Here is an 18,916-nt window from a genome sequence, read left to right as displayed (position 1 = left end):
CGTCCGCGCACGTCGGCCCTCGTGGGAAGGCCGACGACCCGTGCGCCCACGCATCGGAGCCCCTATGACCACCACCACCGAAGCGCCCGCCGTTGCGAGCACCTCCCCCGCCCCCACCGTCGCCGAGGCATCGGCGCGCAAGCCCGACGCCGCGCCCGGCTTCGCCCTGACCCCGCCGGCGGCCAACCTCACCATGAGCGTGACCAAGCGCAGCGGTCGCCGCGAACCGGTCGACCTCAACAAGATCGTGCGCGCGGTCACCCGCTGCGGCGAGGGCCTGTACGCGGTCGATCCGATGCGCGTGGCCACCCGCACCATCTCCGGCCTGTACGACGGCGCGACCACGCGCGAGCTGGACGAACTATCGATCCGCACCGCCGCCCTGCTCACCGCCGAGGAGCCCGAGTACGGCCGCCTCGCCGCGCGCCTGCTCAGCAACGTGATCGAGAAGGAAGTCGCCGGCATCGAGATCCACGCGTTCTCGCAGTCGGTCGTGCGCGGCCACGAGTTGGGCCTGATCAACGACCGCCTGTTGACTTTCGTGCAGGCCAACGCGCGCAAGCTCAACGACGCCATCGACCGCAGCCTGGACGCGCGCTTCGACTACTTCGGCCTGCGCACCCTGTACGACCGCTACCTACTGCGCCATCCGACCGCGCGCACCGTGATCGAGACCCCGCAGCAGTTCTTCCTGCGCATCGCCTGCGCCCTCAGCGAGGATGTCGGCGACGCGCTCGCGTTGTACCGCCGCATGGCCCAGCTCGACTACATCCCGTCCTCGCCTACCCTGTTCAACGCCGGCACCACCCACGAGCAGCTGTCGAGCTGCTTCCTGCTCGATTCGCCCGACGATTCGCTGGAAGCGATCTACAAGCGCTACATGGACGTGGCCAAGCTGAGCAAGTTCAGCGGCGGCATCGGCCTGAGCTACACGCGCATCCGCTCGCGCGGCTCGCTGATCCGTTCCACCAACGGCCTCAGCAACGGCATCGTGCCCTGGCTGAAGACGCTGGACGCCTCGGTGGCCGCGGTCAACCAGGGCGGCAAGCGCAAGGGCGCCGCCTGCGTGTACCTGGAGCCCTGGCACGCCGACGTCGAGGAGTTCCTGGAACTGCGCGACAACACCGGCGACGAAGCGCGCCGCACCCACAACCTCAACCTGGCCAACTGGATTCCCGACGAATTCATGCGCCGCGTCGAGGCCGACGCCGAGTGGTCGCTGTTCGACCCGGCCAAGGTGCCGCAGCTGACCGATCTGTGGGGCGAGTCCTTCGACCGCGCCTACCACGCCGCCGAAGCGGCCGGCCTGGCGGTCAAGAAGGTCAAGGCGCGCGACATCTACGGCCGGATGATGCGCACCCTGGCGCAGACCGGCAACGGCTGGATGAACTTCAAGGACAAGTCCAACCGCGCGTCCAACCAGACCCTGCGCGACGGCAACGTCATCCACCTGTCCAACCTGTGCACCGAGATCCTCGAGGTCACCTCGCAGGACGAGACCGCGGTGTGCAACCTGGGCTCGATCAACCTGTCGCACCACGTCGAGATGTACGAAGACGGCAAGGGCGCCTTCGACTTCGACAAGCTCGCCGAAACCGTGCGCCTGGCCGTGCGCCAGCTCGACCGCGTGATCGATCTGAACTTCTACCCGATCGAGACCGCGCGCCGCGCCAATCTGAAGTGGCGCCCGGTCGGCCTGGGCAGCATGGGCCTGCAGGACGTGTTCTTCAAACTACGCCTGGCCTTCGACTCCGAGCCGGCGCGCAAGCTGGCCCAGGAGATCGCCGAGGCGATCTACTTCCACGCCCTGTCGGCCTCCAACGAGCTGGCGATGGAGCACGGCAAGCACCCGTCCTTCGACGACACCCGCGCCAGCGTCGGCGAGCTGCAGTTCGAAGCCTGGGGTGTGACCCCGTCGCAGCCGGAGCGCTGGGAAACCCTGCGCACGCGCATCGCCGAGCACGGCCTGCGCAACTCGCTGCTGATCGCGATCGCGCCCACCGCGACCATCGCTTCGATCGCCGGCTGCTACGAGTGCATCGAGCCGCAGGTGTCCAACCTGTTCAAGCGCGAGACCCTGTCGGGCGACTTCCTGGTGGTCAACAAGTACCTGGTCGAGGAGCTCAAGAAGCTCGGCCTGTGGACCGCCGAGATGCGCGACCGCATCAAGATGGCCGAAGGCTCGATCCAGTCCGTGCACGAAGTGCCCGAGTCGCTGCGCCAGGTCTACCGCACCGCCTGGGAACTGCCGATGCGCTCGCTGATCGACATGGCCGCCGAGCGCGGCGCCTACATCGACCAGAGCCAGTCGCTGAACCTGTTCATCGAAAGCCCGAACATCGGCCAGCTCAGCTCGATGTACATGTACGCCTGGAAGAAGGGCCTGAAGACGACGTATTACCTGCGTTCGCGTCCGGCCACCAAGATCGCCAAGAGCACGGTCAGCGCGCCGGTGGCCGCGCCCAAGCCGGAGTACACCCAGGACGAGGCGATCGCCTGCTCGCTGGAAAACCCCGAGTCCTGCGAAGCCTGCCAGTAAACCCGCTTTAGCCCCTCTCCCGCCGCGCGGGAGAGGGGTTGGGGTGAGGGCCGCCCTGCGACTCGCGCCGTAGCCGATTGTCGAGCGCCCTAATCCGCCCTCCGGGCACCTTCTCCCGCTCGCGGGAGAAGGAAAGCAATTCAAGGAAATCCCATGTCCCTCGCCCCGCCTCGCCTGCTCGACCCCGGTTTCGATCTCACCCTGCGGCCGATGCGCTACCCGCATTTCTACGAGATGTACCGCGACGCGATCCGCAACACCTGGACCGTCGAAGAGGTCGATTTCTCGCAGGACGTCAACGACCTCAAGCACAAGTTCGGCCCGGCCGAGCGGCATCTGGTCGAACGCCTGGTCGCGTTCTTCGCCACCGGCGACAGCATCGTGGCCAACAACCTGGTGCTGAACCTGTACCAGCACATCAACGCGCCCGAGGCGCGCATGTACCTGTCGCGGCAGCTGTACGAGGAAGCGCTGCACGTGCAGTTCTACCTGACCCTGCTCGACACCTACCTACCCGACCCGAACGAGCGCGCCAAGGCCTTCGACGCGGTCGAGAACATTCCCTCGATCCGCGCCAAGGCCGAGTTCTGCTTCCGTTGGATCGACTCGGTGCAGGAGATCAAGCGCATCGAGACGCGCGAGCAGCGCCGCCAGTTCCTGCTCAACCTGATCTGCTTCGCCGGCTGCATCGAGGGCCTGTTCTTCTTCGCCGCCTTCGCTTACGTCTATTACCTGCGCTCGCGCGGCCTGCTCAACGGCCTGGCCTCGGGCACCAACTGGGTGTTCCGCGACGAAAGCTGCCACATGGCGTTCGCGTTCGAGGTGATCCGCACCGCGCGCGAGGAAGAGCCCGACCTGTTCGACGCCGACCTGCGCGCGCAGGTGGTGAAGATGTTCGAGGACGCGGTGAACTGCGAACTCCAGTTCGCCCAGGACGTGCTGTCCGGCGGCGTGGTCGGCCTGTCGCTGAAGGACATGCGCCAGTACCTGGAGTACTGCGCCGACCAGCGCATGGCCCAGCTGGGCATGCCCAAGCATTTCGGCGCCACCAACCCCTTCGGCTTCATGGACCTGCAGGACGTGCAGGAAGTGACCAACTTCTTCGAGCGCCGGGTCTCGGCGTATCAGGTCGGCGTACAGGGCGAAGTGGCGTTCGACGAGGCGTTTTGATTTAGGCGGGTGAGATACCCGCGCGCCGAAACCTCTCCGACCTGCTTAAAGCCCCTCTCCCGCTCGCGGGAGAGGGGTTGGGGTGAGGGCGTGAGCGCCAACGGCGCGAATGCCTCTGCTTTGATTCCTAGCCGCTAAAGCAAAAGCGCCCCTCACCCTAACCCTCTCCCGCAAGCGGGAGAGGGAACTGTTCGCTACGACGTCGCTCTCCTCGCTCCGCCGGGAAACAAACCCATGACCGAAGCCCGCATCATCGAAATCGTCTTTCCCGACCACACCAACCACCTGGGCACCCTGTTCGGCGGCCAGGCCCTGGCCTGGATGGACAAGGCCGCCTTCGTCGCCGCCTCGCGCTACGCGCGGCGCACGGTGGTGACCGCGCGCTCGGAACAGATCGACTTCCACACCGCGGTGCCCAAGGGCGCGCTGGTGGAGCTGATCGCACGCGTGGTCTCGGTGGGCCGCACCTCGATGCAGGTCGAGGTCGAGATGCATTGCGAGGACCTGCTCAGCGGCGAATCGCAACTGGCCACGCGCGGGCGCTTCACCATGATCGCGCTCGATCGCGACGGCGTGCCGACGCCGGTGCCCGCACTGGATTCCGCCGCGGACTGAACCCGCAGTCGTCGATTGACGCGCCCCGCCCCGAGGCGTACTTTGGCAGCCGTCATGGTGACCATCGCTTCATAAAGATAAAGCGATGCGACAAGACGCCGCCGGTTCGCGCCGGCGGCGGCTAGAGGGAATCCGGTACGGACTCGCGTCCAATTCCGGAGCTGCCCCGCAGCGGTATAGGGAACGACCTCCGTCAGGCACTGGGTGCAAGCCCGGGAAGCGACGGACAGTAGGCGGCGTCGAACCACGCCATGCCCCAAGCCCGAAGACCTGCCATGACCGGAGGGTCCGCCCTCCGTCCGACTCCGGCCCCGCGGGCCGGCGCGTGCGTGCGGCCATGGCCGTTCGCCCTCGCCCTCCACGGGACCGGTTCGCCCGCGGGGGCGAAGGTCGAAGGCAGGTCGTGCTCCGGCGTCGCCGCATCCGCGGCGGGCGGTCGCGCGTGCGTACCCACCTTCCTTCGTTGCCCTGCTCATGCCCACACGCATCGCAGGAGACTTCAATGATCAGCGTTACCCACCTCGGCTTCCCGCGCATCGGCGCGCGACGCGAGCTCAAGCAGGCCCTGGAATCGTTCTGGAAAGGCGAGACCGCGGCCGGCGATCTGCACGACACCGCACGCACGCTGCGCGCACGCCACTGGACGCTGGCGCGCGACGCCGGCGCCGACGTCGTGCCTTGCAACGACTTCTCGCTCTACGACCATGTGCTGGACACCGCCGTCCTGTTCGACGCGGTGCCCGCACCCTATCGCGATACCTTGGATGCCGATCCCTTGGCCGGTTATTTCGCGCTCGCGCGTGGCCTGCAGGACGCGCGCCACGACCTGCGCGCCCTGGAAATGACCAAGTGGTTCGATACCAACTACCACTACCTGGTGCCGCAGTTCGAGTGCGATCAGCGCTTCGCGCTGCGCGGCGACAAGCCGCTGGCCGAGCTCGCCGAAGCGCAGGCGCTGGGCCTGCAGGCACGGCCGGTGCTGCTGGGGCCGGTGTCGCTGCTCAAGCTCGGCAAGCGCCGCGACGGCGGCGATCCACGCGAGTTGCTGGACGCGCTGCTGCCGGCCTACGCCGAACTGCTGACGCGACTGAAGGGGGCCGGCGCGCAATGGGTGCAAGTGGACGAGCCCTGCCTCGCGCTGGATCTCGATGACGACGATCGCCGGGCCTATCGCCGCGCCTACGACGCGCTCGCCGGCGTCGACGCGCCCGCGCGCCTGCTCGCCAGCTACTTCGGCGGGCTGGGCGACAACGCCGAACTGGCCGCCGCCCTGCCCGTGCAGGCCCTGCACCTGGATCTGGTGCGCGCGCCCGGCCAGCTCGAAGCGCTGCTGCCCAAGCTGCCCGAAGACCGCGCGCTCAGTCTGGGCGTGGTCGACGGCCGCAACATCTGGCGCGCCGATCTCGACGCGGCGCTCAGTCTGGCGCGCCGCGCCGGTACGCGCGCGCAGTGGCTGGCGCCGTCGTGCTCGCTGCTGCACGTGCCGATCGACCTGGGCCTGGAACGCAAGCTGCCGCCACCGTTGCAGCAGTGGATGGCCTACGCCAAGCAGAAGCTCGAGGAACTGCGCCTGCTCGCCGACACCCTGGCCGACGACGGCCGTGCGGCGGGCGCCTTGGGCGCGGCCGCGAGCGCGCGCGCCGCGCGCCTGGCCTCGCCGCTGCTGCGCGACGCCCAAGTGCGCGCCAAGCTGGCCGCGGTGGTGCCGGCGATGACCCAACGCGATTCGGCCTATGCGCAGCGCGCGCGGGTGCAGGCGCAGCGCCTGAACCTACCCGACTTCCCGACCACCACGATCGGCTCGTTCCCGCAGACCTCGCAGGTGCGCCAGGCGCGCGCCGAGCACAAGGCCGGGCGCCTGGACGACGCCGGCTATCGCGCCTTCCTCGAGCGCGAGACCGAGCTGTGCCTGCGCGAGCAGGAAGCGCTGGGCCTGGACGTGCTGGTGCACGGCGAGTTCGAACGCAACGACATGGTCGAGTACTTCGGCGAGCAACTGTCCGGCTTCGCCTTCACCGCCCACGGCTGGGTGCAGAGCTACGGCTCGCGCTGCGTGAAACCGCCGGTGCTGTACGGCGACGTCGCCCGTCCGCGCGCGATGACGGTGGACTGGGCGCGCTACGCGCAGTCGCTGACGCCGCGCCCGGTCAAGGGCATGCTGACCGGGCCGGTCACGATCCTGCAGTGGTCGTTCGTGCGCGACGACCAGCCGCGCGCCGACACCTGCCGCCAGATCGCCCTGGCCTTGCGCGAGGAAGTGCTGGACCTGGAGGCGGCCGGCATCGCGGTGATCCAGATCGACGAGCCCGCGTTGCGCGAAGGCCTGCCGCTGCGCCGCGTCGACTGGCCGGCCTACCTCGCCTGGGCCGGCGAAGCCTTCCGCCTGGCCGCCAGCGGCGTCGACGACGCCACCCAGATCCACACCCACATGTGCTACGCCGAGTTCAACGACATCATCGAGGCGGTGGCCGCATTGGACGCCGACGTGATTTCGATCGAGACCTCGCGCTCGCGCATGGAGCTGCTGGACGCGTTCGTGCGCTACCGCTACCCCAACGGCATCGGCCCCGGCGTCTACGACATCCACTCGCCACGCGTGCCCAGCGTGGACGAGATGCGCGAACTGCTGGACAAAGCCCTGGACGTGCTCACGCCCGCGCAGTTGTGGGTCAACCCGGACTGCGGCCTCAAGACCCGCGGTTGGCCGGAGGTGCGCACCGCGCTGAAGGCGATGGTGCAGGCGGCGCAGGCTTTGCGCGAGTCGGCAACTGCGGCGGTTTGACGTCGAGCTCGAAAGCAGCCCCTTCGCACGAGTCCCCCCTTTGAAAAGGGGGGGCTAGGGGGGATTTGCTTTTGCCCGGTGCCAACAGCAACAGCAAATCCCCCGGCGCCGCTAGCCACAAATCGACATCGATTCACACAAGGCGCCCGCCCCCTTTTTCAAAGGGGGCGATGGAGATGGTGCAGGCGCCGCAGGGTTTGCGCGAGTCGGCGACCGCGGCGGTTTGACGTCGAGCTCGAAAGCGGCCCCTTCGCACGAGTTCCCCCCTTTGAAAAAGGGGGGCTAGGGGGGATTTGCTTTTGCCCTGTGCCAACAGCAACAGCAAATCCCCGGCGCCGCTAGCAAAGAATCGATATCGACTCACACAAGGCGCCCGCCCCCTTTTTCAAAGGGGGCGATGGGGATGGTGCAAGCGGCGAAGGGTTTGCGCGAGTCGGCGACCGCGGCGGTTTGACGCCGAGCCCGAAAGCGGCCCCTTCGCACGAGTTCCCCCCTTTGAAAAAGGGGGGCTAGGGGGGATTTTCTTTTGGCCGGCGCCAACAGCAACAGCAAATCCCCCGGCGCCGCTAGCAAAGAATCGATATCGACTCACATAAGGCGCCCGCCCCCTTTTTCAAAGGGGGCGATGGAGATGGTGTAGGCGCCGCAGGGTGCGCGAGTCGGCGACCCCAGCGGTTTGACGTCGAGCCCGAAAGCAGCCCCTTCGCACGAGTTCCCCCCTTTGAAAAAGGGGGGCTAGGGGGGATTTGCTTTTGGCCGGTGCCAACAGCAACAGCAAATCCCCCGGCGCCGCTAGCCACGAATCGATATCGACTCACACAAGGCGCCCGCCCCCTTTTTCAAAGGGGGCGATGGGGATGGTGCAGGCGGCGCAGGGTTTGCGCGAGTCGGCGACTACGGCGGTTTGATGTCGAGCTCGAAAGCGGCCCCTTCGCACGAGTTCCCCCCTTTGAAAAAGGGGGCTAGGGGGGATTTGCTTTTGGCCGGTGCCAAGAGCAACAGCAAATCCCCCGGCGCCGCTAGCCACGAATCGACATCGACTCACACAAGGCGCCCGCCCCCTTTTTCAAAGGGGGCGATGGGGAGCCAGCTAGAGATATCGCGCCCGCCCAAAAGAAAAGCCCCGCATGCGCGGGGCTCTTCGTATCGCAACAATCGCCGCGGCTTACTTGCCCGCGACCACCTTGACCATTTCCAGGCACTTGTTCGAGTAGCCCCACTCGTTGTCGTACCAGCTCACCAGCTTGACGAAGGTGCCGTCCAGGGCGATGCCGGCGTCGGCGTCGAAGATCGAGGTGCGGGTGTCGCCGCGGAAATCGGTGGCGACCACCTTGTCCTCGGTGTAACCCAGGATGCCCTTGAGCGCGCCTTCGCTCTGCGCCTTCATTTCGGCGCAGATCTCGGCGTAGGTGGCGTCCTTGTTGAGCTCGACGGTCAGGTCGACCACCGACACGTCCGAGGTCGGGACGCGGAAGGACATGCCGGTGAGCTTCTTGTTGAGTTCCGGAATCACCACGCCGACCGCCTTGGCCGCGCCGGTGCTGGACGGGATGATGTTCTCGAGGATGCCGCGGCCGCCGCGCCAGTCCTTATTGGACGGGCCGTCCACGGTCTTCTGGGTCGCGGTGGCGGCGTGCACGGTGGTCATCAGGCCGCGCTTGATGCCCCACTTGTCGTTCAGCACCTTGGCCAGCGGAGCCAGGCAGTTGGTGGTGCACGAGGCGTTGGAGATGATGGCCTCGCCCTTGTAGGTCTTGTCGTTGACGCCGTAGACGAACATCGGCGTGTCGTCCTTGGACGGCGCCGACAACACGACCTTCTTGGCGCCCGCGTCCAGGTGCTTCTGGGCGGTGGCCTTGTCGAGGAACAGGCCGGTGGACTCGATCACGACCTCGGCGCCGACCTCGTCCCACTTGAGGTTGGCCGGGTCGCGTTCCTGGGTCAGACGGATCTTCTGGCCGTTCACGATCAGGGTGTTGCCCTCGACCGCGATGTCGCCCTTGAAGCGGCCGTGGACCGAGTCGTACTGGAGCATGTAGGCCAGGTAGTCCGGCTCCAACAGGTCGTTGATCGCGACGACCTCGATCTCGCCGCCGAAATTCTGCACCGCCGAGCGCAGCACGTTGCGTCCGATGCGGCCGAAGCCGTTGATGCCTACCTTGATCGCCATTTCTTCAAGCTCCTGCGCCCGCACAGCGGTGGGATGGGAAACCCCTATTCTAGCAAGCCCGGGCCTGGGCCCGGTCCGGGAGCCCCGGGCGGGCGATATTGCAACGAAAGTCATGGTTCCCAAGCTGAACGTGCCACTAAAGTGCCATCTGATCCAAGCCGGATCACTCAGGGGACTCACGGAATGAACAAGCGTTCGCAGCGGGCCGCGCTCGCGGCCCTGGCCTTGGCCTGCCTGGCCCAACCCGCCCTGGCCCAGCAGGCCGGAACCTGGACCCTCGGGGTCGGCGCCCATCAGGTCTCGCCCAAATCCGACAACGGCACCGTCCTGGGCGGCACCGCGCAGTTGGAGATCGGCGACGACGCGCGCCCGACCATCACCTTCGAGTACTTCGTGCACGGCAATGTCGGCATCGAGGTCTTGGCCGCCATCCCGTTCGAGCACGACATCGACGTGGTCGGCGTCGGCCGGGTCGGCAGCACCAAGCACCTGCCGCCGACGGTGTCGGTGCAGTACCACTTCAACAGCCACGGCGTGGTCTCGCCCTTCGTCGGCGTCGGCCTCAACTACACCGCGTTCTTCAGCGAGGACACCCGCGGCGCGCTGGCCGGCACCAAGCTCAAGCTCAAGGACTCCTGGGGCCCGGCCGCGCACGCCGGCCTGGACTTCCCGCTCGGCGATCGCGGCGCGATCCGCGTCGACGTGCGCTGGATGGACATCGACAGCGAGGTCCAGCTCAACGGCGTCAAGATCGGCACCGCCGAGATCGACCCGCTGACCTACGGCATCGCCTACGTCTGGACGTTCTGAGGCGCCCGCCCCGGCGCCGCGATCGCGACGCCGGGGCGCGAAACGACAAGAGCGGCATCGTCCGCGCGCCGCGGCGCGGCGCGGGAACGCGGTTGCCTCTAGTAAAGTGACGGGATGATCCGCGCCCTCTTCATCGCCCTGCTGTTCCTGCTGCCGTTCGACGCCCTGGCCTGGGGCACGCTCGGCCATCGCCTGGTCGCGCTGCTGGCCCTGGGCGAGCTCGATCCGGCCGTGCGCCGCGACATCGACGCCCTGCTCGTCGGCGAACCCGATCCGACCTTGGCCGGGATCGCCAACTGGGCCGACGATTTGCGCAGCAACGACCCCGACCTGGGCAAGAAGAGCGCGAAGTGGCACTACGTCAACCTCGGCGAGGACGACTGCGTCTACGATGCCGCGCGCAACTGCCCCAAGGGCGATTGCGTGGTCGAGGCGATCCGCGCCCAGACCCTGATCCTGGGCGACCGCACGCGACCGCGCGACCAGCGTCTGCAGGCGTTGAAGTTCGTGGTCCATTTCGTCGGCGACGTGCATCAGCCGCTGCACGCCGGCTACAGCCACGACAAGGGCGGCAACGACGTCCAGATCAACCTCAACGGCCGCGGCAGCAACCTGCATCAGTTGTGGGACAGCGGCATGCTCAACGCCGCCAATCTGGACGAGAACGCCTGGCTGCTGCGCCTGCGCGCGCTGCCGTTGGCGGTGACGGTATCGGAGCCCGCGCTGCCGCCGGACTCGCCCGCCTGGGCGCAGGCCTCGTGCCGGATCGCCCTGCAGCCGGGCCTGTATCCGGCCAAGGCGACGATCGACGAAAATTACGTGCAGACTTGGCGTCCCGAGGCCGAGGCGCAGTTGCGCCGCGGCGGCAGCCATCTGGCCGCCGTGCTCAACGCCGCGCTGAAGCGCTGAGCGCAATACACCGCCGCGCGCCGAGCCCGGCGCAGGCGCACGAATCGCACGGACGCCCCAGCAAGAGGAATCCGATGTCCCCGCAGGTGCAGTCTTTCCATCATGCCGACACCGGGACCTGGAGCTACCTGGTGGTCGATCCCGCGACCGCGCAGGCTGCGATCGTCGATCCGGTGCTCGACTACGACGCCCGCTCCGGCCGCACCGGCGGCGCCTCCGCGCAAGCGATCCTGGACGCCGCCGAGGCCTGCGGCGCGCAGGTGCGCTGGCTGCTGGAAACGCATGCGCATGCCGACCACCTCAGCGCCGCGCATTGGCTGAAGCAGCGCCTGCCGCAGGCGCGCATCGCGATCGGCCGGCGCATCCGCGAGGTCCAGCGCACCTTCGTGCCGGTGCTGGGCCTGGACGCCAAGGTCGTGGCCGACGGGAGCCAGTTCGATCACCTGTTCGAGGACGACGAGGACTTCGCGATCGGCGAACTGCACGCGCGTACCCTCGCCGTGCCCGGCCACACCCTGGACAGCCTGGCCTACCTGATCGGCGACGCCGTGTTCGTGGGCGACTCGCTGTTCATGCCCGACAGCGGCACCGCCCGCTGCGATTTTCCCGGCGGCGACGCGGCCATGCTGTACGCCTCGATCCGCCACCTGTACGAACTGCCCGACGCCACCCGCGTGTTCGTCTGCCACGACTACGGCCCCGAAGGCCGCGCACCGCGCTGCGAGACCAGCATCGGCGAGCAGAAGCGCGCCAACATCCACCTGCGCGCCGATACCGCCGAAGCCGACTTCGTGCGCATGCGCGAGGCGCGCGACGCGACCCTGGCGGTGCCGGCGCTGATCCTGCCGGCGCTGCAGGTCAACCTGCGCGCGGGCGCCCTGCCCGAGGCCGAGGACAACGGCGTACGCTACCTCAAGATCCCGCTCAACCAGCTCTGAGGCCGTCATGCATCCGACCCGTACGCCGCTCGCGATGGTCTGTCTGTCACTGAGCCTGGGCTGGTGCCTGGTCGCCGCCGCAGCAGAGCCCGAAAAAAACGCGCACGCGCATGCCTCCGACCCGCCGCAGCGCATGGCACCGATCGACGTGGCCCTGGATGCGGCGAAGATCGCCGGCCTGCCGCGCACGACCGCCACCGACACCGCGCACGGCAAGACCCTGAGCTGCGAAGGCGTGTCGCTGGCCGCGCTGCTGCGCGCGTCCGGCGCGATGCCGGAGGAGCCGCTGCGCGGCGCGCAGTTGGCGAGGATGGTGGTGGTGTCGGCGCGCGACGGCTACCGCGTCGCGTATTCGCTGGCCGAACTCGACGCCAGCCTGGGCGCGCGCGAGGTGGTCCTGAGCGACCGCTGCGACGGCGCCGCGCTCGACGCCGATGACGGCCCCTGGCGCCTGATCGCGCCGGGCGAATCGCGACCGGCGCGCTGGATCCGCCAGATCGAATCGATCCGGGTGATCGACGCGCCTTAGAGCGAGAAGTGAGCGTGGAGGAGTGAGGAGTGAGTAAGTGCAAGGCTTGCTTACGCTCACTCCTCACTCCTCCACGCTCACCCCTCGCTTTTCGCGTTACCCTGCCGCCGTCGCCCATCGGAGCTCCGCCATGCTGCTGTCGCGTCGCCGTTGGCTCGTCGCGTTCTGCGCGCTGGCCCTGTCCTGGTCCGCCCTCGCCGCGCCGCCAAAGCCCGAGCCGATCACGGTGTTCGCCGCGGCCAGCCTGAAGGAATCGCTGGACGAAGCCGCGGTCGCCTACGAGGCCCAGACCGGGCAACCGCTGCGGGTGTCCTACGCCGCCAGTTCGGCGCTGGCGCGCCAGATCGAGCAAGGCGCGCCCGCCGACGTGTTCCTGTCCGCCGACCTGGACTGGATGGACTACCTGCAGCAGCGCAAGCTCATCGACGAATCCAGCCGGCGCAATCTGCTGGGCAATACCCTGGTGCTGATCGCGCCGCAGACCAGCGCCGCTCAGACGCTGACGCTGAAGCCCGGCGTCGATCTGCGCCCCTTGCTGGGCGACGGCCGTCTGGCCCTGGCGCTGACCGCAAGCGTGCCGGCCGGCAAGTACGCGCGCGCCGCGTTCGAATCGCTGGGCGTATGGACACAGTTGCAGCCCAAGGTCGCCGAAGCCGAGAACGTGCGCGCGGCCCTGATGCTGGTCGCGCGCGGCGAGGCGCCTCTGGGCGTGGTCTACGCCAGCGATGCGCGCGCCGAACCCAAGGTGCGCGTGCTCGCGACCTTCCCGGACTCGACCCATCCCGCCATCGTCTATCCGGTCGCGCGCCTGCGCGCGAGCAAGCACCCTCAGGCGGCCGGGTTCGTGCGCTGGCTGAAAACGGCGCCCGCGGCGACCCTGTTCCGCCGCCACGGCTTCAGCGTGCTGAAGTAAACGCGGCCGCGCATGTTCGATTTCAGCCCGGCCGAGCTGACCGCGATCGCGCTCAGCCTCAAGGTCGCCAGCGTGGCGGTGTTGTGCAGCCTGCCGCTGGGCGTGGCGATGGGCTGGTTGCTCGCGCGCAAGCGCTTCCCAGGCAAGCTGCTGTTCGACGCGATGCTGTACCTGCCGCTGGTGCTGCCGCCGGTGGTCACCGGCTACGTGCTGCTGATTCTGTTCGGCAATCAGGGGCCGATCGGCCGCTTCCTGTCCGACAGCTTCGGCGTGAGTTTCGCGTTCCGCTGGACCGGCGCCGCGCTGGCCTGCGCGATCATGGGCTTTCCGTTGATGGTGCGCGCGATCCGGCTGTCGATCGAAGCCGTGGACCAGCGCCTGGAGCACGCCGCGGCCACCCTGGGCGCGAATCCGTGGCGGGTGTTCTTCGGCATGACCCTGCCGCTGGCCCTGCCCGGCGTGATCGCGGGCGCGGTGCTGGCCTTCGCCAAGGCGCTGGGCGAGTTCGGCGCCACCATCACCTTCGTGTCGAACATCCCCGGCGAGACCCAGACCCTGTCCTCGGCGATCTACGGCATGTTGCAGGTGCCCGGCGCCGAATCGGGGCTGTGGCGGCTGACCGTGGTCGCGGTGGCGATCTCGTTCGGCGCGGTGCTGTTGTCGGAATGGCTGGTGCAGCGCCAGCGCCGCGAGCGCGGCGCATGAGCGAGTCGCCGCTGCATGTGCTCGACTTCACCCTGCGGCGCGGCGCGTTCGAGCGCAGCGTGAGCATCCGCAGTCGGCAACGCGTGATCGCCCTGGTCGGCGATTCCGGCGCCGGCAAGACCTCGCTGCTGCATGCCATCGCCGGCCTGCTGCGGCCGCAGCGCGGTCGCATCGAGATCGGCGGGCGCTGCCTGTTCGATGCCCAGGCCGGCATCGACCTGCCCGCGCATCGGCGCCGGATCGGCTACGTGTTCCAGGACGCGCGGCTGTTCCCGCATCTGGACGTGCGCCGCAACCTGCTCTACGGCCTGCGCGGCGAGGCGCGCGCAGCGCCGCGGTTCCAGTTGGAGGCGATCGTCGAACTGCTGGGCATAGGCGCGCTGCTGGCGCGCTCCACCGCAGGCTTGTCCGGCGGCGAGATGCAGCGCGTGGCCCTGGGCCGCGCGCTGCTGTCGCAGCCGCAGATCCTACTGCTGGACGAACCGCTGTCGATGCTGGACATGAACCGCCGCGACGAATTGCTGCCTTATCTGCAGCGCGTGCGCGACGAGGTCGCCTTGCCGATGATCTACGTCAGTCACTACCCCGACGAAGTGCGGCGCATCGCCGACGAGGTTCATATCGTCGGCGGCTAAGCCGCTTCGATGCGCGCCGCTACGCGGCCGCGATCATTCGTCCGTGACCTGGATCGGATCCAGGGCGACCGTCGCCGCGTCGAACGGCGCCGCCGCGGTCGGACCGGACGTGGCGGCGAAATCGACCGGCACCTGCACCCACGACGCCACCGGTTGGCCATTCTGGGTCGCAGGCTGGAAGCGCCACTTGCGCGCGGCCTCGACGGTGCTGGCATCGAGCTCGGCATCGCCCGAACTTTGCGCCAACCGCACCTGCTGTGCGCCGCCGTCGCTGCCGACCTGGATCTCCAACAGCACCCGCCCGTTGACCTTGCGGCCCTTCGGGTACGGCGGCGGCGACAGTGCGCCGTAGGCCGCGGCGGTCATATCCACCGTCTGTGCGTAAGGGTTGGCGACCGGCTTCGGCGCGGGCTTGGCCGCGGCCCGCGGTTCGACCATCGGTCGCGGCTGGACCACGGGCCGCGCATCCGCCGCGGCGCTCACCGTCACCGTCATGTCGATGCCTTGCAGCACTTCGGCGTTGCTCGATCCGCGCACGCTGCCGATGCTGATACGCGCCGGTTCCCCGTTGCGCACCGTCAAGCGCGGTTGTCCGAGCGGCTTGCCGTCGCGTTGCAGCGAGGCCACCAGCAGCGACCGCCCTTCGCCCAGCGGCGATACCCGGCCCTGCAGCGACCACGTCGAACCGCCGTCGTCGCCGCTCACGCCGAAGGATTCGCCGTAGCGTTCGAGCACACGGAAAGTGCTGGGGTCGCCGCCGTCCAGGCTGACCTCGAACTTCAGCAGGGCATAGCCATCGGGCAACGCGGCCGCGGCGGCCGGGGCGCGTTGCGGCTGCGCCGACCATGCAGCCGCGCCGGTGGCTGCGGCCAGCAGCGCCACCAGGGCGCCGCCCGCGATCCAGCGCCTCGACGATACGTTCGCATGCTTCAGCATTTCGATTCTCTCCTTGAGCGGATGGCTGTGGCCCCAGTGGCAGCCCAGCGGCACGGGGCGCGAGGCCAGTTGGGTTTTGAGCATGGCCTCGCCATAGGCGCGACGCGCCTGCGGATGGCGGCGGATCACGCGTTGATCGCAGGACAGTTCCTGGTCGTGGCGGTAGTGGCGCACGGCGTAGTGCAGCAGCGGGTTGAACCAGTAGACGCAGCGCAGCAGCGCGACCAGGGCGTTGAGCGCCAGGTCGCCGCGCGCGATGTGCTCGCGCTCGTGGGCACGCATCAGCGCCTGCTGTTCGACGCTGTAGCGCCGCTCGAAGTCCTCGGGCACGACGATGATCGGCCGCAGCACACCGATCGCGGCCGGCAGGCCGGCCACCGCGTCGGCCTGGCGCGATCCATCGGCGCGCGCGCGCAACACGCCCAGCGCGCGCACGAAGCGACGCTGTTGCCAGGCCAGGGCGAGCAAGGCCAGCAACGCGCCCACCAGCCAGACCAGCACGACCGCGGCGGCCGGCGCGATGGCGGACGCCTGCGGCGCGGCCACCGTCAGCGGGGCCTGGACCATGGCCTGCACCGGCAAGGCCAGCGGCAGGCGTGCGGGCGCGGCCGGCAACAGCACGGCCACTACCGCCACCGGCACCAACGCCCACAGCGCGTACGCGGCGGCCGCGCCGAAGCCGCGCCGCAGCGGGCGCCGCAACAGCAGCACCACGGCGATCGCGAAGCTGCTCGCGAGCGCGGTTTCCAACAGCACGGCGGCGATATCAACGCTGCTCATCGTCGAGCTCCTCCAGCAGTTTGCGCAGTTCGGCGATGTCCTTGCGGCTGAGCTTGCGCTGCTCGCTGAAGTGCGCGACCAACGGCGCGACCCGACCATCGAACAAGCGCTGCAACAGGCCCTGGCTCTCCTCCAGCACCCAGTCCTCGCGCTTGAGCACGGGCGCGTAGAGATAGCGCCGGCCCTGCTTCTCGGCGCGCACGGCGCCCTTGTTCAAGAGCCGGTTGAGCAGGGTCTTGATGGTCGCCTCCTGCCAGTCCTGACGCTGGGCCAGGGCCGCGACCACGTCCTCGGCGGCGAGCGGATGCTCGCGCCAGAGCACGTCCATCACCACCGATTCGGCTTCGCTGATCTGCATCGTTTACATCCGTAATTTTTCTTGAGATTACACCCGTAATCGAAGTTGTCAAGCCAGCCATCGCGGCGATGCGATACTCCTGGCCATGACCGCCCCCGCCCATTACGAACGCCTCGACGACGCCGTCGATTTCCTCTACACCCGCATCCAGGGCCCGCTGCACCTGGGCGCGCCCCTGGGCCTGGGCAAACCGCACCGGCTGTTGAATGCGATCTACGCGCGCGCCGAAGGCGACCCTACGCGGCCGCTGCATCTGTACACCGCGCTGTCGCTGGATCCGCCCGGCGCCGGCCAAGGCCTGGAGGGCCGCTTCATCGGGCCGTTCGCGAGCCGCCACTTCGGCGACGACTTCCCGCGCCTGCGCTATGTGAGCGCGCTCAAGCGCGACGCCCTGCCCGCGCACATCGAGATCGAGGAGTTCTATCTGCAGTCCGGCGCGCTGCTGCATTCGCCGCCGGCGCAGCAGCGCTACGCCAGCCTCAACTACACCCATGTCGCACGCGCGCTGGCCGACCGCGGCGTCAACGCGATCGTGCAGAAGGTCGCGCGCCGCGACGGCGATACGCGCCTGTCGCTGTCGTGCAACACCGACCTGACCCAGGACGCGGTGGATGCGATCGTCGCACGCGGCCTGCCGCGGCCGCTGCTGATCGCCGAGGTCGATCCGGAACTGCCCTGGCTGGGCGGCAGCGCCACCGTCGCCGAGGACTATTTCGACGTGGTACTGACCCCGCCCGGCCCGCACCCCAAGCTGTTCGGCTTGCCGCGCCAGCCGGTCACCGACGCCGACTACGCGATCGGCTTCTACGCCAGCACCCTGGTGCGCGACGGCGGCACCCTGCAGATCGGCATCGGCGCGCTCGCCGACGCGCTCTGCCACGCGCTGGCGCTGCGCCACGCCGACAACGCCGGCTACCGGCGCGTGCTGGCCGCGCTGGATCCGGCGCTGGCCGCGCGCGCGGATCTGGCCCCGTTCGCCGAGGGCCTGTACGGCTGCAGCGAGATGATCAACGAGGGCTTCCGTCGCCTGGTCGAGGTCGGGGTGATCCGGCGCAAGGTGGTCGACGACGAAGCGCTGATGCGGCGCCTCGCCGACGGCAGCGCCGACGACGCCGACCGTGCCGCGCTGGAACGCGACGGCGAATATCTGCACGGCGGCTTCTATCTGGGCTCGCCGGAGTTCTACGACTGGCTGCGCCGACTGCCCGACGAGCAGCGCCGCGGCATCGGCATGCGCCGGATCAGCGAGGTCAACGAGCTCTACGGCGGCCACGAGGCGCTGGAGCGCCTGCAACGCCGCGACGCGCGCTTCTTCAATACCTGCATGATGGCGACCGCGCTGGGCGCGGCGGTGTCCGACGGGCTGGCCGACGGCCGGGTGGTGTCGGGCGTGGGTGGGCAGTACAACTTCGTCGCCATGGCGCACGCGCTGCCCGATGCGCGCTCGGTGCTGATGCTGCGCGCGAGCCGCGAGGCCGGCGGCCAGGCCAGCTCGAATATCGTCTGGAACTACGGCCACACCACCATCCCGCGCCACCTGCGCGATATCTACATCAGCGAGTACGGCATCGCCGACCTGCGCGGCCGCGCCGACGAGGACTGCGTGCTGGCCATGGCCGCGATCGCCGACGCGCGTTACCGCGGCGGCCTGCTCGACACCGCGCGCCGCGAGGGCAAGCTGCGCGCCGATTACGCCATCGCCGCGCCGGCGCGGCACAACACGCCCGAGCACCTGCGCGCGGCGCTGGCGCCGCTGCGCCGCGACGGCCTGCTGCCCGACTATCCGCTGGGCAGCGATTTCAGTGCGGTCGAACAGCGCCTGGTGCGTGCGTTGGGCTGGCTCAAAACCGCCACCGCCAGCCGCGGCGGCAAGCTGGCCACGATCGCGCGCGCCCTGACCGGCGCGCGCAGCGACGACGCCGAGGCGCTGGCGCGCATGGACCTGGCCGCACCCTCGGCACTGGGCGAACGCCTGCTGGCGCGGCTGCTGGCGCTGGGCCTGCGCGAGACGCGCGCGCCCTGACCGGCGCCGGGCGCGCGGCAGGGAAAGCATATTGGCGCCGGTCATGGCGGGCGCGGCCCGGGTCGGGTTCGCGATCGCGGCTGCCGCCGCTCGCACAGGAAGCG

Annotated in this window: 15 protein-coding genes and 1 riboswitch; of the genes, 12 read left to right on the top strand and 3 right to left on the bottom strand. The window is 69.0% G+C overall.

Annotation, left to right across the window (positions count from 1 at the left end):
• The first annotated feature begins 193 nt into the window (after window positions 1–193).
• The 4 genes from ASE43_RS11700 to metE all read left to right on the top strand — a co-directional run bounded on the left by ASE43_RS11700 (window position 194) and on the right by metE (window position 7,106).
• Window positions 194–2,539, top strand: coding sequence for a ribonucleoside-diphosphate reductase subunit alpha (locus ASE43_RS11700; RefSeq protein ID WP_235567237.1), 2,346 nt, complete (start codon window positions 194–196; stop codon window positions 2,537–2,539).
• A gap of 153 nt (window positions 2,540–2,692) precedes the next feature.
• Window positions 2,693–3,709 (top strand): ribonucleotide-diphosphate reductase subunit beta, encoded by a 1,017-nt coding sequence (locus ASE43_RS11695; RefSeq protein WP_057160571.1) that lies wholly within the window; start codon window positions 2,693–2,695, stop codon window positions 3,707–3,709.
• 234 nt (window positions 3,710–3,943) lie between these two features.
• Window positions 3,944–4,324 carry an acyl-CoA thioesterase gene (locus tag ASE43_RS11690; RefSeq protein WP_057160570.1) on the top strand — a complete coding sequence of 127 codons (381 nt, stop codon included), beginning with the start codon at window positions 3,944–3,946 and terminating at the stop codon, window positions 4,322–4,324.
• Between the two features lie 85 nt (window positions 4,325–4,409).
• A riboswitch (cobalamin riboswitch) is annotated at window positions 4,410–4,617 on the top strand.
• A gap of 209 nt (window positions 4,618–4,826) precedes the next feature.
• A complete protein-coding gene (gene metE, locus ASE43_RS11685; RefSeq protein WP_057160569.1) occupies window positions 4,827–7,106 on the top strand; it encodes a 5-methyltetrahydropteroyltriglutamate--homocysteine S-methyltransferase in 2,280 nt (759 codons plus the stop codon).
• 1,165 nt (window positions 7,107–8,271) lie between these two features.
• Here the strand turns inward: metE and gap are convergent.
• A complete protein-coding gene (gene gap / locus ASE43_RS11680; RefSeq protein WP_057160568.1) occupies window positions 8,272–9,276 on the bottom strand; it encodes a type I glyceraldehyde-3-phosphate dehydrogenase in 1,005 nt (334 codons plus the stop codon).
• A 183-nt stretch (window positions 9,277–9,459) separates the two neighbouring features.
• Here gap and ASE43_RS11675 point away from each other — a divergent pair, with 183 nt between their 5' ends.
• The 7 genes from ASE43_RS11675 (at window position 9,460) to ASE43_RS11645 (ending at window position 14,715) form a co-directional block, all read left to right on the top strand.
• Window positions 9,460–10,086 (top strand): OmpW family outer membrane protein, encoded by a 627-nt coding sequence (locus tag ASE43_RS11675; RefSeq protein ID WP_056179385.1) that lies wholly within the window; start codon window positions 9,460–9,462, stop codon window positions 10,084–10,086.
• Window positions 10,087–10,200: 114 nt separating this feature from the next.
• On the top strand, window positions 10,201–10,995 hold the full coding sequence (locus tag ASE43_RS11670; RefSeq protein WP_057160567.1) for a S1/P1 nuclease: 795 nt from the start codon (window positions 10,201–10,203) through the stop codon (window positions 10,993–10,995).
• A gap of 74 nt (window positions 10,996–11,069) precedes the next feature.
• Window positions 11,070–11,933 carry an MBL fold metallo-hydrolase gene (locus ASE43_RS11665; protein ID WP_057160566.1) on the top strand — a complete coding sequence of 288 codons (864 nt, stop codon included), beginning with the start codon at window positions 11,070–11,072 and terminating at the stop codon, window positions 11,931–11,933.
• 7 nt (window positions 11,934–11,940) lie between these two features.
• Window positions 11,941–12,462, top strand: coding sequence for a hypothetical protein (locus tag ASE43_RS11660; RefSeq protein WP_057160565.1), 522 nt, complete (start codon window positions 11,941–11,943; stop codon window positions 12,460–12,462).
• Window positions 12,463–12,592: 130 nt separating this feature from the next.
• Window positions 12,593–13,375 (top strand): molybdate ABC transporter substrate-binding protein, encoded by a 783-nt coding sequence (gene modA, locus ASE43_RS11655; RefSeq protein WP_057160564.1) that lies wholly within the window; start codon window positions 12,593–12,595, stop codon window positions 13,373–13,375.
• A 12-nt stretch (window positions 13,376–13,387) separates the two neighbouring features.
• On the top strand, window positions 13,388–14,080 hold the full coding sequence (gene modB, locus ASE43_RS11650) for a molybdate ABC transporter permease subunit (protein ID WP_056179370.1): 693 nt from the start codon (window positions 13,388–13,390) through the stop codon (window positions 14,078–14,080).
• Between the two features lie 11 nt (window positions 14,081–14,091).
• Window positions 14,092–14,715, top strand: coding sequence for an ATP-binding cassette domain-containing protein (locus ASE43_RS11645; RefSeq protein WP_157499221.1), 624 nt, complete (start codon window positions 14,092–14,094; stop codon window positions 14,713–14,715).
• Between the two features lie 33 nt (window positions 14,716–14,748).
• Here ASE43_RS11645 and ASE43_RS11640 read toward each other — a convergent pair whose 3' ends face one another.
• Together ASE43_RS11640 and ASE43_RS11635 are read right to left on the bottom strand one after the other, a co-directional pair.
• Window positions 14,749–16,431: a TonB family protein gene (locus ASE43_RS11640; RefSeq protein ID WP_057160563.1), complete on the bottom strand. Its 1,683-nt coding sequence runs from the start codon at window positions 16,429–16,431 to the stop codon at window positions 14,749–14,751.
• Entirely contained in the window at window positions 16,418–16,789 is a 372-nt protein-coding gene (locus tag ASE43_RS11635; protein ID WP_056179358.1) for a BlaI/MecI/CopY family transcriptional regulator, read from the bottom strand. Before ASE43_RS11635 ends, ASE43_RS11640 begins: the two co-directional genes overlap by 14 nt.
• Before the next feature lie 85 nt (window positions 16,790–16,874).
• On the opposite strand from ASE43_RS11635, the gene ASE43_RS11630 reads away from it, so the two are divergent.
• Window positions 16,875–18,812, top strand: coding sequence for an acetyl-CoA hydrolase/transferase C-terminal domain-containing protein (locus ASE43_RS11630; protein ID WP_057160562.1), 1,938 nt, complete (start codon window positions 16,875–16,877; stop codon window positions 18,810–18,812).
• Window positions 18,813–18,916 lie beyond the last annotated feature (104 nt).

It is taken from the genome of Lysobacter sp. Root983 (genome assembly GCF_001429345.1).
Taxonomy (GTDB): Bacteria; Pseudomonadota; Gammaproteobacteria; order Xanthomonadales; family Xanthomonadaceae; genus Lysobacter.
The sequence above is the reverse complement of the archived record's forward strand: the minus strand, read 5'-3'. Positions and strand labels throughout refer to the sequence as shown.

Excerpts from the sequence above, each read along its gene's own strand:
- ASE43_RS11700 (WP_235567237.1), top strand. The coding sequence starts at position 194 with ATGAGCGTGACCAAGCGCAGCGGTCGCCGCGAACCGGTCGACCTCAAC.
- ASE43_RS11695 (WP_057160571.1), top strand. The coding sequence starts at position 2,693 with ATGTCCCTCGCCCCGCCTCGCCTGCTCGACCCCGGTTTCGATCTCACC.
- ASE43_RS11690 (WP_057160570.1), top strand. The coding sequence starts at position 3,944 with ATGACCGAAGCCCGCATCATCGAAATCGTCTTTCCCGACCACACCAAC.
- metE (WP_057160569.1), top strand. The coding sequence starts at position 4,827 with ATGATCAGCGTTACCCACCTCGGCTTCCCGCGCATCGGCGCGCGACGC.
- gap (WP_057160568.1), bottom strand. The coding sequence starts at position 9,276 with ATGGCGATCAAGGTAGGCATCAACGGCTTCGGCCGCATCGGACGCAAC.
- ASE43_RS11675 (WP_056179385.1), top strand. The coding sequence starts at position 9,460 with ATGAACAAGCGTTCGCAGCGGGCCGCGCTCGCGGCCCTGGCCTTGGCC.
- ASE43_RS11670 (WP_057160567.1), top strand. The coding sequence starts at position 10,201 with ATGATCCGCGCCCTCTTCATCGCCCTGCTGTTCCTGCTGCCGTTCGAC.
- ASE43_RS11665 (WP_057160566.1), top strand. The coding sequence starts at position 11,070 with ATGTCCCCGCAGGTGCAGTCTTTCCATCATGCCGACACCGGGACCTGG.
- ASE43_RS11660 (WP_057160565.1), top strand. The coding sequence starts at position 11,941 with ATGCATCCGACCCGTACGCCGCTCGCGATGGTCTGTCTGTCACTGAGC.
- modA (WP_057160564.1), top strand. The coding sequence starts at position 12,593 with ATGCTGCTGTCGCGTCGCCGTTGGCTCGTCGCGTTCTGCGCGCTGGCC.
- modB (WP_056179370.1), top strand. The coding sequence starts at position 13,388 with ATGTTCGATTTCAGCCCGGCCGAGCTGACCGCGATCGCGCTCAGCCTC.
- ASE43_RS11640 (WP_057160563.1), bottom strand. The coding sequence starts at position 16,431 with ATGAGCAGCGTTGATATCGCCGCCGTGCTGTTGGAAACCGCGCTCGCG.
- ASE43_RS11635 (WP_056179358.1), bottom strand. The coding sequence starts at position 16,789 with ATGCAGATCAGCGAAGCCGAATCGGTGGTGATGGACGTGCTCTGGCGC.
- ASE43_RS11630 (WP_057160562.1), top strand. The coding sequence starts at position 16,875 with ATGACCGCCCCCGCCCATTACGAACGCCTCGACGACGCCGTCGATTTC.